A 15,442-nucleotide genomic window follows, 5' to 3' on the forward strand; every position below is an offset into this window, starting at 1 on the left:
TGCTGTGGATGCGCTGAGGAGACAGTCGTTGAGCACCAACATCATTACCACCGAAGGTCACGCGGCCCTGAAAAAGGAGCTCGATCATCTGTGGCGGGTCTATCGCCCGGAAATCACCCAGAAGGTTACCTGGGCTGCCTCGCTGGGCGACCGCAGCGAGAACGCCGACTACCAGTACAACAAGAAGCTGCTGCGCGAGATCGACCGCCGCGTGCGTTACCTGCGCAAGCGCCTGGAAGACGTCAGGGTGGTCGAGTACTCGCCCCAGCAGGAGGGCAAGGTGTTCTTCGGCGCCTGGGTGGACATCGAGAACGATGACGGCGAGCAGTTGCGCTTTCGCATCGTCGGCTATGACGAGATCCACGGGCGCAACGACTATATCTCCATCGACTCGCCCATGGCCCGGGCGTTGCTCAAGAAGGAGGAGGGCGACGAGGTGGTGGTGCATACCCCCACGGGTGAGGCGACCTGGTACGTCAACCGAATCAGCTACCCGGGCAGCGATGCCCGATAGACCTCTACCAGCACCTTTGCCGCTGCTGCGATCTGCTCGTCGGTGAGCGCTGCATAACCGATCAGCACGCCGGCGGGCCAGGTGTGCCGGCGGCAGAACAGGCCGATCGGCTGCAACACCAGCCCGCGTTGCCGGGCCCGCTCGCAGAACGCCTGCTCACTGACGCCATCGGGCAACCAGAGGACGAAGTGCAGGCCGGATTGCTCGCCGCTGACGGTCATGCCTAACTCTGCCGCGAGACGCTCGAGCAGCAGGTCGCGGCGGCGTTGGTAGGTCTGCCTTGCGATGCGCAGGTGCCGTTCATAGTGACCGCGCAGCAGATACTGGCGCACCGTCCGCTGGGCGATGATCCCCGGCGTCTGCCCCGTTGCCGCCAGCCAGTCGATGAACCGTGCGCGCAAGGTTCGCGGTACAACCGCGAAGCCCAGCCTCAGCCCGCTGAACAAGGTCTTGTTGAAACTGCCGCAGAACAGCACCCGGTCATGCTGGTCGAGCGCCTTGATCGCCGGCAGTGGCGCGCAGGCATAGTTGTATTCGCTGTCGTAGTCATCCTCGACGATGTAGCCATCGCGGGTCTGTGCCCAGTCCAGCAGCGCCTGCCGTCGCTGGACGCTCATGCAGATGCCCAGCGGAGCCTGGTGCGCTGGCGTGGTGTGCACCGCGCGGACGTTGTCGTGCCTGGCCAGTTGTTCGACGTCCAGGCCTGCCTGGTCCACGGCGACGCAGATCACCCGCCTGCCGGTCTGTTCGAACATGCGTGCGGCCCAGGAGTAGCCCGGATCCTCCAGGGCGATGGCGTCGTCCTGTTCCAGCCATTGGCTGATGAAGTGCAGGCTGTGGCGAATGCCCTGGGTCACGACGATATCCTCGACGTCGCACTCGATGCCCCGATAGAGGCGGATGTGCGCCGCGATAGCCTTGCGCAGCAACATGTCACCTGCGTGCGGAACGCTCTCGGTGATTGTCGCAAGGGCATCGGCGGCCAGTTGCAGATGACGCTGTTCAAGCAGCGTCGGGTCTGCCAGCCGGGCGACGAAGGGCACGCCTGTCTGCAGCCTGGCTTCTGGCAGGGCAGCAGGGCTGAGGCAGGGCGCGGGCTCGCGGGGGCAAGCGAGAGTGGCCAGGGACTGGTCGTTGGCCGCGATCAGCGCGTCGGGACGCAGCGGTGCGACCACTGAGCCCGCGCCTTGTCGGCGCAGGATGCAACCTTCCAGGGCGAGTTGTTCGAAAACCAGCTCGACAGTGCCCCGCGCCACACCCCACCGCTGGGCGAGGGTGCGGGTGGAGGGCAGACGTGTGCCGGGCGCCAGATGGCCACAGGCGAGCAGATCTTGCAGGAAGGCATAGAGCAGTTGGTGCTTGCGGGCCGAAGGTTTGGCGGACAGCTCGAACGGCAGGGCAAGGTCAAGGGCAAGGGGTTGTTTGCCTCTGGCCATAAGTGGTCCACATGCAGGAAGGCTTAATGGACCTTCATGGTATCCAGCGCAGTCCCTAAGCTCAATCCACGTAACAATTTGTTGCGGTGCGCAGAGAAGCGCGCCCGGTTCTGCTGCGCGCGCGTTTCGGGCGTTGACGGAGCCGGTATTCATTCTTTGAAGGAGTCAACGAGTCATGACGGTTCTGCAGTTGTTGCCTGTCCCATCGGCGTCGCAGCGCGGCCACGCGTCGCTGCGGGTCGCGATCATCGGCGGGGGGGCGACGGCGATCACGCTGATAGACGCCATCGAACTGCGCGCGCAGCAGGATGGCCTGGACGTGGAGATCACTGTGTACGAGGCCGATCCACGTATCGGTCCAGGCAGGGCCTACCAACACGATGGCGATTACGGCCTGCTCAATCGGCAGGCGTGTTTCATGTCGATCAAGCGCCAGGATCCCGGGCATTTCGTCGACTGGCTCAAGGCGCACCATGGCGAAGAACTGGCCAGTCAGGAGTTCCTGCCGCGACGCTACTTTGGTCAGTACCTGTCGGAGTGCTTCGCCCAGCAGCTAGGCAGTGCACGCCGGCGGGGGCGGCCGATCCAGGTGGTCGCGGCCAGGGCAACGAGCTTGTCGGTGACCGCCGAGGGCGTACTGGTGGGCACTGCTGGCGGTCCGGCGCGCAGCTTCGACCGCGTCGCGGTGTGCATCGGTACCGCAGAACCCCATGATCTGTTCGGCCTTGGTTGCATGCCTCGCTACATAGGCAATCCCTACCCAATGTGGACCCGCTTTGCCGGCATCGGCAGTCATGATCACGTGGCGATCATCGGCACCAGCCTGTCGGCGGTGGATGCCGTGCTGGCCCTCGCCGCGCAAGGCCATCAGGGCCCGATCAGCATGCTGTCGAGAAATGGCTTGCTGCCCGCCGTGCGGATGCCGCACCACGATTTCCAGTACCAGATCCTGACCCCCGAGCTGTTGGCCGGCAAGCGCGATACGGCCGGAAACATAGCCTGGCAGCACTGGTTGCAGATCGTCGCGGACGAGTTGTGTGCCCAGGGCGTGAACATGGACGGCTTGAGTGAGGAACTGGCGCCCGCGCAGTGCGCCAGGGCGCGCCTGGTCCGGCACCTGGCGGCGGCGCAGGCGTGCGCGAAGTGGCTGCCGATACTGGTGGACATCAGCAAGGACTACATCGAGCAGGCCTGGGACAGCCTCAGCGATGGCGACCGACGCGTCTATCTGAGCAATCACCATTGCGTATTCATGAGTCTGTGCAACCCGATGCCGCCGCAGACCGCTGGCAAGTTGTTGCAGTTGCTCGAATCCGGCCAGCTTTCCATCCGGGGTGGCCTCGAAACGGTACAGCCGGTTGATGAACGCAGCTTCATGCTGGTGCACGGTGGCGGCACGGACCAGGTCGACTGGGTGATCAACGCCACCCGCTCCGAGACCGGGGGGATCGGCAAGGTCGGCGAGGCGCTGGTTGGGGCTATGGTCGACAACGGCGTGGCCCAGTTGCACCCGTTCGGTGGCATAAAGGTGGAGTTCGGCTCACACCGGGTCATCGATCGCTACGGCCGGCCGAGCAGCCAGCTTTTCGCACTGGGTCAGCTGGCATCGGGCAATCACTACTACACCAGTTCGCTGCCGATGATCAGCCGGCAGATCGAGCGCCTTCTGCCTGCGTTGCTGGCCCCGCACTACGAACAGGTAATGCTGGCATGAGTGCGCCGAGCGCGAGACCCTGGTTGACCCTGGCGCTGTTGAGCGCCGTCGTGGTGCCGCAGGTGGGGCTGGGCGTGATGGTGCCGGCATCGGCGCGGTTGGCCCAGGACCTCCATGTGGGGGTGGCGAGCGTGCAGAACACGCTTGTGGTGTACATGGTCGGCTACGCCGTATCGGTGATCATGGCCGGGCTGCTTTCCGATCGGTTCGGCCCCAGGGCCGTGCAGTTGGGCGGTCTGGCGCTGGCGCTGGTCGGCGCCTTGCTGGCGGCCAGCGCTGAGGGCTTCACGCTGTTCATCCTCGGCCGTTTGCTGCAATCGCTGGGCGGCTGCGTCAGTACCGTGACCACACGCCTGGTCGTAAGGGAGGTGTACCCCGAAGCGCAGCGCTTGCCGGTTCTGAGCACCCTGGCCTCGGCCATTGCCGTCACGCCTTGCGTGGTGCCATTGCTGGCCGGTGCTGTGCTGCCTGAACTGGGGTGGCGCGGGGTGCTGCTGTGTGCCGGCGCATTCAACCTGCTGGTGTTGCTGGTGTTCGTCGGCTTTACCCGGCCCACGGCAGGCGGCGGGCAGCCGATCGGCTCGGTTGGCGCCATCTGGCGCGTGTACCGGCGCAACATGGGCAACCCTGACTATCGGCGCAATGCGGCCTGCATCAGCCTGGTGTGGATGAGCTACTTCGCGCTGCTGTCGTCTTCGTCCCATGCCTTCCAGCAGGTGCTGGGCTTCAGTGAGCTGGAGTATGGCGCGCTGATCGGCGCCTGTGCCTGTGGCTATGTGGTGGGCAGCACCACCGCGCGGCGCCTGAGCCAGACCCACGACCTGGACGCGCTGCTGGCGCTCGCCGCGATGATCGGCTTGGGAGGTTGCATAGGCCTGTCCCTGGGGCTGCTGCTGGTGGGGCCGGGGACGCTGGTGTTCCTGCTGCCGATGATCGCGCTGCTGGTCTGTACCGGCATGGTCATCCCGATCACGCAGGCAGGGTTGTTGCGTTGCGTCAGCCAGGACGTCGGCATGTCGTCGGGGCAGTTCTTCTTTCTGCAGATGATGGCCGGCGCCCTGTACTCACTGTTCCTCAGTTGCATCCCGCCGCTGGACCTGAACCACCTGGCGATCGCCGTCGCTGCCCCGGTAGTGCTCATGGCGGGGGTGGTGGGGCGGCTGCGCCTGCGTGGTCGTCTGCAGGCCAGCCAGCCCTGAATCCACGGTTCAGCCCTCGCGCAGCACGCTCAGCGGGCTGCTGTTCAGTGCCCGCCGGGTGCCATAGCCACCGGCGGCGCCGATCAGCAGCGCGCCCAGCAGCGGCAGCAGGAGCAGCGCCGGGTGCGGCGCCCAGGCCAGGTCGAAGGCATGACGGTACAGGCCGAAGGTGATCAGCTCGCAGCCCAGTGCCGCGAGCAGGCCGCTGGCGGCGCCGAGCAGGCCGAACTCGATGCGTCTTGCCTTTACCAGCAGCGGGCGTGCCGCTCCCAGCGCCCGCAGCAGGGCACCTTGGCGGATGCGTTCGTCGAGGGTCGCCTGCAGGCCGGCAAACAGTACCGCCAGCCCCGCGGCCAGCACGAACAACAGCACGTACTCCACTGCCAGGGTGACCTGGGCAAGGATGCTGCGCAGCTGGGCGAGCAGTGCATCGACCTGCAGCACGGTCACCGCCGGGAAGGCCCGGGACAGCGCGACGATTTCCTGGTCGTGGCCCGGCGCCAGGTAGAAGCTGGTGAGGTAGGTGGTGGGCAGGCCTTGCAAGGTGCCCGGCTGGAAGATCATGTAGAAGTTGGGCTGGAAACTGTCCCAGTGCACGCTGCGCAGGCTGCTGACCCGGGCCTGGCGTTGCTGGCCGCCGATGTCGAAGGTCAGCAGGTCGCCCAGTTGCAGGTGCAGGCTCTGCGCCAGCTCCGCTTCCACGGAAACCCCGGGGGTTTCATCGTTGGCGGGTGCCTGCTGCCACCATTGGCCGGCGCTCAGGGCGTTGCCCTGGGGCAGCTCGGCGGCCCAGGTCAGGCTGAGGTCACGCTGGATGGCACGTTCGCCGGTGGACTCCTTGCTGACCAGCTGGCGCACCGGCTGCTCGTTGATATGGGTCAGGCGGCCGGGAATTACCGGGTACAGCGGCGCGGCGGTGGCGTTGATCTGGGCCAGGCGCTCGGCAAACGGCTGGCGCTCGTCGGGCAGGATGTTCAGGGCGAAATGATTGGGTGCGTCCTTGGGCAACTGCGCCTGCCAGGTGTCGAGCAGTTCCGCCCGCAGCAGGGCGACCAGGCCCATTGCCAGGAGGATCAGGCCGAAGGCCAGGGCTTGGCCGGCGGCGGCCAGCGGGTGACGCAGCAACTGCCCGAGCCCCAGCCGCCAGGCCAGCGGCGCGCCGGCCAGCAAGCGGCGCAGGCTGCGCAGGCCGAGCAACAGTAATCCACCCAGCAGCAAGGCGGCGATCAGCCCCCCGCCGAGCAGGGCGAAGGTCAGCAGCAAGTCCAGGCTCAGGCGCCACATGATCAGGCCCAGGGCGAGCAGTGCGGCGCCGTACACCAACCAGCTGCTCGGTGGCAGTGGCAGCAGGTCGCGGCGCAGCACTCGCAGCGGCGGCACGCGACCCAGGGCTGCCAGTGGCGGCAAGGCGAAGCCGGCCAGGGCTACCAATCCGGTGCCGATGCCGGCCAGCGCCGGGGTGAGGCCACCGGGCGGCACCTGGCTGGGCAGCAGGCCTTCGAGCAGGCGGAACAACCCCAACTGAGCGAGCCAGCCGAGCAGCGCGCCGATGACTGCGGCGGCGACACCGAGCATTGCCAGTTGCAGGCTATAAAGGCCAAGGGCCTGGTGCCGGGACAGGCCCAGGCAGCGCAGCAGGGCACTGGCATCCAGGCGTCGCGCGGCGTAGCGGCTGGCCGACAAGGCCACGGCGACGCCGGCCAGCAGCACCGCCACCAGGCTCGCCATGTTCAGGTAACGCTCGGCCTTGCCCAGTGCGCCGCCGATCTGCCGGTTACCATCGCGGGTGTCGAGCAGGCGCTGGTTGGCGGCCAGGCTTCTTTCCGCCGTCTGCCGATACTTTTGCAAGGCGTCGATATCACCGCGCCACAGGTCGCGGTAGCTGACCCGGCTGCCGGGCTGGATCACGCCGGTGGCGTCCAGGTCGGCGAGGTTCATCAGCACTCGCGGCGTAAGGCTGTAGAAGTTGCCGGCGCGGTCGGGCTCGTAGGTCAGCACGCGGCTCATGCGCAGGGTCTTCATGCCCACGTCGATGCTGTCGCCGATGGCCAGGCCGAGCGCCGCGAGCAGGCGCGGTTCGACCCAGGCCTCTCCCGGCGCCGGGCCGCCGCCGGGCACTTCCTCGGCGTAGGGTGCCGGGGCGCTGCGCAATTGCCCGCGCAGCGGGTAGGCGGGGTCGGCCGCCTTGATGCTGGAAAGCTGGATGCCGCTGTCGCCACCCACCACGCTGGTGAATTCCACCACCCGCGCATGGCTCAGGCCCAGCGCCGTGCCATCGGTGATCTGCTGTGCGCTGGGCGCAGCACTGCCCTGCAGGACCAGGTCGGCGCCGAGGAACTCGCTGGCGCGCAATTGCATGGCGCCGTTGAGCCGCGCGCCGAAGTAGCCGATGGCGGTACTGGCCGCCACCGCCACCAGCAGGGCGAAGAACAGCACGCGTACTTCGCTGGCGCGCGCGTCACGCAGCAACTGGCGCAGCGCAAGGGTGCACAGGCGTGGGAACGATAGGCGGGTCATCAGGGCTCCAGGGGCGCCACCAGGCGTCCGGCATCCAGGCGGATCAGGCGGCGGCAGCGCTTGGCCAGGCGTTCGTCGTGGGTCACCAGCACCAGGGTGGTGCCGCGCTCCTGGTTCAGTTCGAACAAAAGGTCGCTGATGCGCTCGCCGGTGTGGCTGTCGAGGTTGCCGGTGGGCTCGTCGGCAAACAGCACGGCCGGTTGCGCGGCGAAGGCGCGGGCGATCGCCACCCGCTGCTGCTCGCCGCCGGAGAGCTGGCGCGGGGTGTGGCTCAGGCGTTTGCCCAGGCCGACCCGCTCGAGCAGGCCGCGGGCGTGCTCGCGGGCATCGCGGCGACCGTCGAGCTCCAGCGGCAGCATGACGTTCTCCAGGGCGTTGAGGCTGTCGAGCAACTGGAATGACTGGAACACGAAGCCGACGTGCTCGGCGCGCACCCGGGCGCGCTGGTCCTCGTCGAGGGGGCCGAGATCGTGGCCGGCGAGGATCACCTTGCCGGCGCTGGGGCGGTCGAGCCCGGCGAGCAGGCCCAACAGCGTGGACTTGCCGGAACCGGAGGCACCGACGATGGCCAGGCTGTCGCCCTGGGCGAGGTCGAGGGAGAGGGCGTGGAGGATGGTCAGGTCGCCTTCCGCGCTGGGGACCACTTTGCTAAGGTTCTGCGCAACGAGAATGCTGGGGCCCATGGAGAATCCGATGCGAATGTGGTGGTTGAGTGCCGGTCTGGCCCTGTGTTGCCTGGCCCAGGGCGCGGCGGCGGGAACATTGCTGGTCGTGGGCGATAGTATCAGCGCCGGTTTTGGCCTGGATACCCGCCAGGGTTGGGTCAACCTGCTGCAACAGCAACTGCGCAAGGAGGGTTTTGACGACCAGGTGGTCAATGCCTCCATCAGTGGCGACACCAGCGCGGGCGGCCAGGCGCGGCTGCCGGCGCTGCTTGCAGCGCACAAGCCGGACCTGGTGGTGCTGGAGTTGGGTGGCAACGATGGCCTGCGCGGGCAGCCTCCGCAGCAATTGCAACAGAATCTTGCGGCAATGATCGACCAGTCCCGCGACGCGGGGGCCAAGGTCGTGTTGCTGGGCATGCGCCTGCCCCCCAACTACGGTGTGCGCTACACTACGGCGTTCGCCCAGGTCTACGAGCAACTGGCCACGGAGAAAAAGGTACCGCTGGTGCCGTTTTTCCTCGACGGCGTGGGCGGGGTGCCGGAGCTGATGCAGGCCGATGGCATCCACCCAGCCGCCGCCGCCCAGCAGCGCTTGCTGGAAAATGCCTGGCCGGCGATAAAACCCTTGCTGTGACGCTTTTATCGGGGGCCGCTTTCGGCTAATGTTGCGCCCCCCGTTTCGAGTGCCCCCGATGCCGCGCCCTGCCTGGTCCCTGTACGCCTACCAACTGATCGAGCCCGACGAGCAGCTCGACCTGTTTGCCTGCCAGGAAGTGCGCATCCACCTCGCCGCCCGCCAGCTCGAGCTCGGCGTGCCTGTCGACCGTACCTTGTGCGGTGGCCTGCTGCCCGCGCAGCCGCGCTGGTCGGGCGTCGAGCGGGCCATCTACCGTGACGAGCGCCTGTGTGAGTTGTGCAAGGCAATCCTCGATGCCCAGCGGCGTGGCATGCGCCCGGTGTGGCCGGAACTCTGAGCGCCTTTCATCATCTGAAATGCTTGCGCCTCCCGCTTGTTTCGACGCGGGTGTACAATCGATTCCCTTGACTGACCTTTCGAAGGATTTCCCGGATGTTGCCGCGCTTTCCCGCCGTCACCCGTAGCCTGACCCTGGCCGCCTTGCTGGCGACAGGCCCCGCTGTTGCGCTGGAACTGCCGTTGCCACCCCCCGGTGAGGACGTCGTCGGCCAGGTCCACACCATCCAGGCCAAGTACGAAGACACCTTCGCCGACATCGGCACCGCCAACGACCTGGGCTACCTGGAGATGATCGCCGCCAACCCCGGCGTCGACCCGTGGCTGCCGGGCGCCGGTACCGAGATCATCCTGCCGACCCGCTACATCCTGCCGCCGGGGCCGCGCGAAGGCATCGTCATCAACCTGGCCGAGTACCGTCTCTACTACTACCCGAAAGGGCAGAACGTGGTGCATACCTTCCCGCTGGGTATTGGCCGCGAGGGCTGGGGGTCGCCGATCGCGAACACCAAGATCACCGCCAAGACGCCTAATCCGACCTGGACCCCGCCGGCCTCGATCCGTGCCGAGCACGCCGCCGATGGCGACATCCTGCCGACCGTCGTGCCGGCCGGGCCGGACAACCCGCTGGGTCCGTTCAAGTTCACCCTTGGGGTGCCGGGCTACCTGATCCATGGCTCGAACAAGAAGTTCGGTATTGGCATGCGCACCAGCCACGGCTGCTTCCGCATGCTCAACAACAATGTGCTGACGCTGTCGAAGATGGTCCCGGTGGGTACGCCGGTACGCATCATCAACGAGCCGTACAAGTTCGGTATCAGTGCCGGCAAAGTCTATCTGGAAGCCCACACGCCGCTGGACGATCACGGCAATCCGTCGGTGGTCGACAAGCACACCGCCGTCATCAACGCGCTGCTCAAGCGTGAAGACCTGGCCAACAACTTGCGCATGAACTGGGACATGGTTCGCGATGTGGTCGCTGCCGAAGATGGCATGCCGGTCGAGATCGCCGTGCCCACCAATGGTGCAAGCGCGCCGATGGTGTCGAGCATTCCACCGGAGTTGCAGTAAGCGATTGCCTACGGGTAACTAACTAGCAGGGCACTTTTTGTACAGAGCTAGGGGCCGCCTTGCGGCTCATCGCGGGACAAGCCCCCCCTACAGGTATGCGCGTGTTGCGCTGTAGGGGGGGGCTAGTCCCGCGATGGGGCGCAAAGCGGCCCCTGTTGTTTGGCCTTGCATCAACAGGTTTTCTTCCAGGCAATAAAAAAGCCGACCCACAAGTGGGTCGGCTCCATAACAATCCGTGAGGATTATTACTTGCGGCTGGCTTTGTCCAGCATACGCAGAGCGCGCTCGTTGGCTTCGTCAGCGGTCTGCTGAGCCTTCTGAGCAGCTGCCAGAGCGTCGTCAGCTTTGCGGTAGGCTTCGTCTGCACGAGCCTGGGCGCGAGCTGCTGCGTCTTCGGTAGCAGTCAGGCGAGCTTCGGTTTCTTTGGATACGCTGCTGCAACCGGTAGCCAGAACTGCGGCCAGAGCCAGAGCAGAGAATTTCAGAACGTTGTTCATCGTGTTCCCCTTCAAGGACTTTCTATTAAATAGCCATCTCTCGGAAAAGAGAAACTGGCCGGCGTACATAGTACCCATTACTTGTAGTAAGTAAACTGACTGAGCGCAAGAACTGCAAAAAAAATGCTGCCGAGGCCTCCGGCGACGGGGTTTGTAAACAAACTGTGAAAACCACGGGCAGCGTTCGCAAGCGATTGTAGTACAGGAACTTTTTTGTTGAACTAAGGGTGACTTTAACTGTCGGTCAGCGTCTTAGCCCTACAACATCCGGTTGCTGTTGCCAGGCGGTGCAGACGTTGCTGTCAGCATTTTCATTCAGGGCAGCTTGAGCATTCTTGCTGGTGCCGCCTACTATTTGAGGGTGCCATCGGCGCAGAACGATCCAGGTCGCGCTGCTGTCCAAGGGGCAACAGGTGGCGTGGAGGTTCCTCCGCCGGATAAACCACATCGGTAAGGTAAGGGTCTGCCGACAAGACCTGCGAGGAGTAGTGATGAGCGAAACGCTGACCATCCACCATGACCAGGCCGGTCATCAGTTCGAGACCACCGTGGACGGTCACCGGGCTTACCTGACGTACATGGACCTGGGCAAGCAGACGCTGGACATCTATCGCACCTTCGTTCCCAACGCCCTGCGCGGGCGCGGGATCGCCGCCGCGCTGACCGAAAAGGCGCTGGAGTACGCCGAGCAGATGGGCTACACGGTCATCCCGTCGTGCTCCTATGTCGAGCGCTACATGGAGCGCCAGCAGCGGCACTCGAGCAAGGCCTGACCTGGCAGCACGCACACATGAAAACGCCGGGCATTGCCCGGCGTTTTCGTTTGCGCGATTTCTCAGCCGCGCTGACGCTTGGGCAGCACATCCTTGAGCTTGGCGTGCATGCTGCGCAGGGTCTTCTCGGTGGCGGCCCAGTCGATGCAGGCGTCGGTGACCGACACGCCGTACTGCAGCTCGTCGAGGTTCTTCGGAATGGCCTGGCAGCCCCAGTTCAGGTGGCTCTCGACCATCAGGCCGATGATCGACTGGTTGCCTTCGAGGATCTGGTTGGCCACGTTCTCCATGACCAGCGGCTGCAGGGCCGGATCCTTGTTGGAGTTGGCGTGGCTGCAGTCGACCATGATGTTCGGCTTGATCTTCGCTTTGGTCAGGTCCTGTTCGCACAGGGCGACGCTCACCGAGTCATAGTTGGGCTTGCCGTTGCCGCCGCGCAGTACCACGTGGCCGTAGGCGTTGCCCTTGGTGGTGACGATGGACACGCCACCTTCCTGGTTGATGCCCAGGAAGCGGTGCGGCTTGGACACCGACTGCAGGGCGTTGATCGCCACGGTCAGGCCGCCATCGGTACCGTTCTTGAAGCCGACCGCCGAGGACAGGCCAGAGGCCATCTCGCGGTGGGTCTGGGATTCGGTGGTGCGCGCGCCGATGGCCGACCAGCTGATCAGGTCCTGCAGATACTGCGGGGAGATAGGGTCAAGCGCTTCGGTGGCGGTGGGCAGGCCTTTTTCGGCCAGGTCCAGCAGCAGTTGGCGGCCGATGTGCAGGCCGTCCTGGATCTTGAACGAGTCATCCAGGTACGGGTCGTTGATCAGGCCTTTCCAGCCGACGGTGGTGCGCGGCTTCTCGAAATACACGCGCATGACCAGGTACAGGGTGTCGGAAACTTCCTCGGCCAGTACCTTCAGGCGCTCGGCATACTCGTGGGCGGCCTTGATGTCGTGGATCGAGCACGGGCCGACCACCACGAACAGGCGATGGTCCTTGCCGTCGAGGATATTGCGCACCACTTCACGGCCGGCAGTCACGGTCTGCAGGGCCTTGGCGCTGAGGGGGATTTCCTTCTTGAGCTGATCAGGGGTGATCAAGGTCTCGTTGGAGGCAACGTTAAGGTCATCGATCGGTAAATCAGCCATCGTGTTACTCGTCAGGTCACGGGTGCCGGCCGCCAGCGATCCCCGTGCGGCCCAGCAGCAGATTGTTCGCAGCGGGGAGGCCGAACCTTAGCGCGTTAGCGGGGTCGCGACAATGGGCTGGGCCCCGTCGATACGGGGTTTTTGCCCGCCAAGCGGCATTTGGGCGCGAGCTCGCTGCCTGGCGGGACTATTTCACCGTGGCAGCGACACCTGGGTATAGTGGCTGACCAACAACAATGACTCTTGACCAGGAGCACGGCATGGCATCCCTCGACCCTCAGGTTGGCAAGCCCCGCATCGGCATCATCGGCAGCGGCGCAATCGGTGGTTTCTATGGCCTGATGCTGGCCCGCGCCGGTTTCGACGTGCACTTTCTGCTGCGCAGTGAATACCAGGCCGTGCATGAGCACGGGCTGCAGCTCGACAGCGCCGTGCATGGCCAGGTGCGCATGCCTGTGCAGGCCTACGCCTCTGCCGCCGACATGCCGCCTTGCGACTGGCTGCTGGTGGGGGCCAAGGCCACCAGCAATGCCGAGCTGGCGCCCTTGATCGTGCAAGCCGCAGCACCGCAGGCCAGGGTGGTATTGCTGCAGAACGGCCTTGGGGTCGAGGAGCAGCTGCGCCCGGCCTTGCGCCCGGACATGCACCTGCTGGGCGGGTTGTGCTTCATCTGTGTCAACCGCGAGCGCCCCGGGGTGATTCGTCACCAGTCGTTGGGCGCGGTGAACCTTGGCTATCACAGTGGGCCCGCACAAGCTGATGCAGCGGTCGTGGTGGAGGAGGGCGCGGCGCTGTTCCGGGCTGCGGGCATCGACTCCCAGGCCATGGCCGACCTCGACCAGGCGCGTTGGCAGAAGCTGGTGTGGAACGTGCCCTACAACGGCCTTTCGGTGCTGCTGCAGGCAAGCACCACACCCTTGATGGGCGATGCCGACAGCCGTGCGCTGATCCAGGCGCTGATGGCCGAAGTGGTGGCGGGCGCCAGGGCCTGTGGCCGTGAGCTGCCGACGGGCTACGCCGAGCACCTGTTCCGCGTCACCGAGAAGATGCCGGACTACTGGCCGAGCATGTACCACGACCATGCCTTGCAGCGGCCACTGGAGCTGCAGGCGATCTACGCCGAACCCTTGGCCCGCGCACGCGCGGCGGGGTGTGAGTTGCCGCGCATGGAGGCGTTGTACCAGGCACTGGCGTTTCTCGACCGGCGTAACCGGCAGGCCTGAAAGCCGCGGCGGCTGTGCGCCGGACGGCCAGGCGACGGCCCATGGCGCTGCTAAGCTCAAGCTTGCTCTGCCGAAGCGGCAGTCGAGGAGGTCGAATGATCCGTTCCATGCTGTTCGCTACAGACCTCGGTGTTTACGCGCCCTTCGTCATGCAGCACGCCTTGGCCCTGGCGCGGACCTTCAACGCGGAGCTGTATGTGATTCATGCCGTGGAGCCCATGGGCCAGTTTGCCGAGTCCTTGCTGCAGAGCTACCTCGACGAGCAGACCCTCGATGCATTGCACAGTGAAGGCGTGACGACGGTCATGGCCAATATCGAGCAGCGGGTGCTGGAGAACTTTCGCGAGGAACTGGGCGAGGTCGCCGACCTGGCGCTGATCCGCGCGGTGCGGGTGCGTCAAGGCGACCCGGCGCAGGTGATCCTCGAGCAGGCCCAGCGCCTGGCGGTCGACCTGCTGATTTTCGGCAGCCACAGTGCAGGGGCGGGGGTGGATGTGCCGATCGGTCGCACGGCGGTGCGGCTGCTGCAACTGTCGCCGGTGCCGGTGTACATGGTGCCGTTGGCCCAGCATCTTGGGCGTAGGAAAGTGTGAACCTAGCGGTAGGGTTTTTTCCTGCGAACGTAACAAAATAGTTCTAGATTTATTTCTCTAGCCACTAATATAGTTATAACTCGTCGCTGCCGGCGCGCCGGTGACCTACCGCCTTTGAGGGATATCTATGAAGCTTCAGCAACTGCGCTACATCTGGGAAGTGGCGCACCATGACCTCAACGTTTCCGCGACGGCGCAGAGCCTGTACACCTCCCAGCCCGGGATCAGCAAGCAGATCCGCCTGCTCGAAGACGAGCTGGGCGTCGAGGTCTTCGCCCGCAGCGGCAAGCACCTGACCCGTGTCACCCCGGCGGGCGAGCGCATCATAAATACTGCCGGCGAGATCCTGCGCAAGGTCGAGAGCATCAAGCAGATTGCCCAGGAATTCTCCAACGAGAAAAAGGGCACCCTGTCGATCGCCACCACCCACACCCAGGCGCGCTATGCGCTGCCGCCAGTGATCAGCAATTTCATCAAGCAATACCCGGAAGTCGCCCTGCACATGCACCAGGGCTCGCCCATGCAGATCGCCGAGATGGCGGCTGACGGCACCGTCGATTTCGCCATCGCCACCGAGGCGCTGGAGCTGTTCGGCGACCTGATCATGATGCCGTGCTACAAATGGAACCGTTGTGTGGTAGTGCCTCAGGGACACCCACTGACCAAGCTGCCGAAGTTGACCCTGGAGGCAGTGGCCGAGTATCCGATCGTCACCTATGTATTCGGCTTCACTGGTCGTTCCAAGCTCGACGAGGCGTTCAACCACCGTGGCCTGACGCCGAAAGTGGTGTTCACCGCGGCCGACGCCGACGTGATCAAGACTTATGTACGCCTGGGCCTGGGCGTGGGTATCGTTGCCAAGATGGCGGTGGACCCGAAGCTCGACAGCGACCTGGTGTGCCTGGATGCCAGCGAGTTGTTCGAGGCCAGCATCACCAAGATCGGCTTCCGTCGCGGCACCTTCCTGCGTGGTTTCATGTGCGACTTCATCGAGAAGTTCGCGCCGCACCTGACTCGCGAGGTGATGGCCAAGGCGATCCAGTGCCACAACAAGCAGGAGCTCGAAGAGCTGTTCGAGGGTGTCGAGCTGCCGGTGCACTGACCTGAAATAACTGGGGCCGCTTTGCG

Annotated in this window: 15 protein-coding genes; 10 read left to right on the top strand and 5 right to left on the bottom strand. The window is 65.1% G+C overall.

The window, feature by feature from the left end:
- Positions 1 to 28: 28 nt before the first annotated feature.
- Positions 29 to 514 (top strand): transcription elongation factor GreB, encoded by a 486-nt coding sequence (gene greB / locus AAHK21_RS22945; protein ID WP_367858424.1) that lies wholly within the window; start codon positions 29 to 31, stop codon positions 512 to 514.
- On the opposite strand, the gene AAHK21_RS22950 is transcribed toward greB, so the two are convergent.
- Positions 490 to 1,950, bottom strand: coding sequence for a PLP-dependent aminotransferase family protein (locus tag AAHK21_RS22950; RefSeq protein ID WP_367858425.1), 1,461 nt, complete (start codon positions 1,948 to 1,950; stop codon positions 490 to 492). The genes greB and AAHK21_RS22950 overlap by 25 nt on opposite strands.
- 175 nt (positions 1,951 to 2,125) lie before the next feature.
- Between AAHK21_RS22950 and AAHK21_RS22955 the strand changes: the two genes are divergently transcribed.
- Both AAHK21_RS22955 and AAHK21_RS22960 read left to right on the top strand, forming a co-directional pair.
- The gene (locus AAHK21_RS22955) at positions 2,126 to 3,664 is read left to right on the top strand and encodes an FAD/NAD(P)-binding protein (protein ID WP_367858426.1); all 1,539 of its coding nucleotides are present in this window, start codon (positions 2,126 to 2,128) and stop codon (positions 3,662 to 3,664) included.
- Positions 3,661 to 4,863, top strand: a complete 1,203-nt coding sequence (locus AAHK21_RS22960) for an MFS transporter (protein ID WP_367858427.1) — start codon at positions 3,661 to 3,663, stop codon at positions 4,861 to 4,863. The genes AAHK21_RS22955 and AAHK21_RS22960 overlap by 4 nt, the downstream gene beginning before the upstream one ends.
- Positions 4,864 to 4,872: 9 nt before the next feature.
- Here AAHK21_RS22960 and AAHK21_RS22965 read toward each other — a convergent pair whose 3' ends face one another.
- Positions 4,873 to 7,380, bottom strand: coding sequence for an ABC transporter permease (locus AAHK21_RS22965; RefSeq protein WP_367858428.1), 2,508 nt, complete (start codon positions 7,378 to 7,380; stop codon positions 4,873 to 4,875).
- Positions 7,380 to 8,063 carry an ABC transporter ATP-binding protein gene (locus AAHK21_RS22970; protein WP_028692620.1) on the bottom strand — a complete coding sequence of 228 codons (684 nt, stop codon included), beginning with the start codon at positions 8,061 to 8,063 and terminating at the stop codon, positions 7,380 to 7,382. The genes AAHK21_RS22965 and AAHK21_RS22970 overlap by 1 nt, the downstream gene beginning before the upstream one ends.
- A gap of 10 nt (positions 8,064 to 8,073) precedes the next feature.
- On the opposite strand from AAHK21_RS22970, the gene AAHK21_RS22975 reads away from it, so the two are divergent.
- The 3 genes from AAHK21_RS22975 to AAHK21_RS22985 all read left to right on the top strand — a co-directional run bounded on the left by AAHK21_RS22975 (position 8,074) and on the right by AAHK21_RS22985 (position 10,089).
- The gene (locus AAHK21_RS22975) at positions 8,074 to 8,679 is read left to right on the top strand and encodes an arylesterase (RefSeq protein ID WP_046854903.1); all 606 of its coding nucleotides are present in this window, start codon (positions 8,074 to 8,076) and stop codon (positions 8,677 to 8,679) included.
- Positions 8,680 to 8,737: 58 nt separating this feature from the next.
- Complete coding sequence (locus AAHK21_RS22980; RefSeq protein ID WP_046854904.1) at positions 8,738 to 9,019, top strand: hypothetical protein; 282 nt, start codon at positions 8,738 to 8,740, stop codon at positions 9,017 to 9,019.
- A gap of 95 nt (positions 9,020 to 9,114) precedes the next feature.
- Positions 9,115 to 10,089: a L,D-transpeptidase family protein gene (locus tag AAHK21_RS22985; RefSeq protein ID WP_046854905.1), complete on the top strand. Its 975-nt coding sequence runs from the start codon at positions 9,115 to 9,117 to the stop codon at positions 10,087 to 10,089.
- A 245-nt stretch (positions 10,090 to 10,334) separates the two neighbouring features.
- On the opposite strand, the gene oprI is transcribed toward AAHK21_RS22985, so the two are convergent.
- Positions 10,335 to 10,586, bottom strand: coding sequence for an outer membrane lipoprotei OprI (gene oprI / locus AAHK21_RS22990; protein WP_003259780.1), 252 nt, complete (start codon positions 10,584 to 10,586; stop codon positions 10,335 to 10,337).
- Positions 10,587 to 11,077: 491 nt separating this feature from the next.
- Between oprI and AAHK21_RS22995 the strand changes: the two genes are divergently transcribed.
- A complete protein-coding gene (locus AAHK21_RS22995; protein WP_031315036.1) occupies positions 11,078 to 11,359 on the top strand; it encodes a GNAT family N-acetyltransferase in 282 nt (93 codons plus the stop codon).
- Between the two features lie 62 nt (positions 11,360 to 11,421).
- On the opposite strand, the gene AAHK21_RS23000 is transcribed toward AAHK21_RS22995, so the two are convergent.
- Positions 11,422 to 12,498 carry a 3-deoxy-7-phosphoheptulonate synthase gene (locus tag AAHK21_RS23000; protein ID WP_367858429.1) on the bottom strand — a complete coding sequence of 359 codons (1,077 nt, stop codon included), beginning with the start codon at positions 12,496 to 12,498 and terminating at the stop codon, positions 11,422 to 11,424.
- 260 nt (positions 12,499 to 12,758) lie between these two features.
- On the opposite strand from AAHK21_RS23000, the gene AAHK21_RS23005 reads away from it, so the two are divergent.
- From AAHK21_RS23005 to cysB, 3 genes are all read left to right on the top strand, one after another.
- Positions 12,759 to 13,721 (top strand): putative 2-dehydropantoate 2-reductase, encoded by a 963-nt coding sequence (locus AAHK21_RS23005; protein WP_367858430.1) that lies wholly within the window; start codon positions 12,759 to 12,761, stop codon positions 13,719 to 13,721.
- Between the two features lie 95 nt (positions 13,722 to 13,816).
- Positions 13,817 to 14,314, top strand: a complete 498-nt coding sequence (locus AAHK21_RS23010; RefSeq protein ID WP_046854907.1) for a universal stress protein — start codon at positions 13,817 to 13,819, stop codon at positions 14,312 to 14,314.
- Between the two features lie 127 nt (positions 14,315 to 14,441).
- Positions 14,442 to 15,416 carry an HTH-type transcriptional regulator CysB gene (gene cysB / locus AAHK21_RS23015; RefSeq protein WP_011533140.1) on the top strand — a complete coding sequence of 325 codons (975 nt, stop codon included), beginning with the start codon at positions 14,442 to 14,444 and terminating at the stop codon, positions 15,414 to 15,416.
- Positions 15,417 to 15,442: the final 26 nt, after the last annotated feature.

Origin of the sequence: Pseudomonas sp. TE50-2 (assembly GCF_040813665.1) — a bacterium.
Taxonomy (GTDB): Bacteria; Pseudomonadota; Gammaproteobacteria; order Pseudomonadales; family Pseudomonadaceae; genus Aquipseudomonas; species Aquipseudomonas soli.

Coding starts and splice junctions, on each gene's coding strand:
- AAHK21_RS22950 (WP_367858425.1), bottom strand. CDS start 1,950: ATGGCCAGAGGCAAACAACCCCTTGCCCTTGACCTTGCCCTGCCGTTC.
- AAHK21_RS22955 (WP_367858426.1), top strand. CDS start 2,126: ATGACGGTTCTGCAGTTGTTGCCTGTCCCATCGGCGTCGCAGCGCGGC.
- AAHK21_RS22960 (WP_367858427.1), top strand. CDS start 3,661: ATGAGTGCGCCGAGCGCGAGACCCTGGTTGACCCTGGCGCTGTTGAGC.
- AAHK21_RS22965 (WP_367858428.1), bottom strand. CDS start 7,380: ATGACCCGCCTATCGTTCCCACGCCTGTGCACCCTTGCGCTGCGCCAG.
- AAHK21_RS22970 (WP_028692620.1), bottom strand. CDS start 8,063: ATGGGCCCCAGCATTCTCGTTGCGCAGAACCTTAGCAAAGTGGTCCCC.
- AAHK21_RS22975 (WP_046854903.1), top strand. CDS start 8,074: ATGCGAATGTGGTGGTTGAGTGCCGGTCTGGCCCTGTGTTGCCTGGCC.
- AAHK21_RS22980 (WP_046854904.1), top strand. CDS start 8,738: ATGCCGCGCCCTGCCTGGTCCCTGTACGCCTACCAACTGATCGAGCCC.
- AAHK21_RS22985 (WP_046854905.1), top strand. CDS start 9,115: ATGTTGCCGCGCTTTCCCGCCGTCACCCGTAGCCTGACCCTGGCCGCC.
- oprI (WP_003259780.1), bottom strand. CDS start 10,586: ATGAACAACGTTCTGAAATTCTCTGCTCTGGCTCTGGCCGCAGTTCTG.
- AAHK21_RS22995 (WP_031315036.1), top strand. CDS start 11,078: ATGAGCGAAACGCTGACCATCCACCATGACCAGGCCGGTCATCAGTTC.
- AAHK21_RS23000 (WP_367858429.1), bottom strand. CDS start 12,498: ATGGCTGATTTACCGATCGATGACCTTAACGTTGCCTCCAACGAGACC.
- AAHK21_RS23005 (WP_367858430.1), top strand. CDS start 12,759: ATGGCATCCCTCGACCCTCAGGTTGGCAAGCCCCGCATCGGCATCATC.
- AAHK21_RS23010 (WP_046854907.1), top strand. CDS start 13,817: ATGATCCGTTCCATGCTGTTCGCTACAGACCTCGGTGTTTACGCGCCC.
- cysB (WP_011533140.1), top strand. CDS start 14,442: ATGAAGCTTCAGCAACTGCGCTACATCTGGGAAGTGGCGCACCATGAC.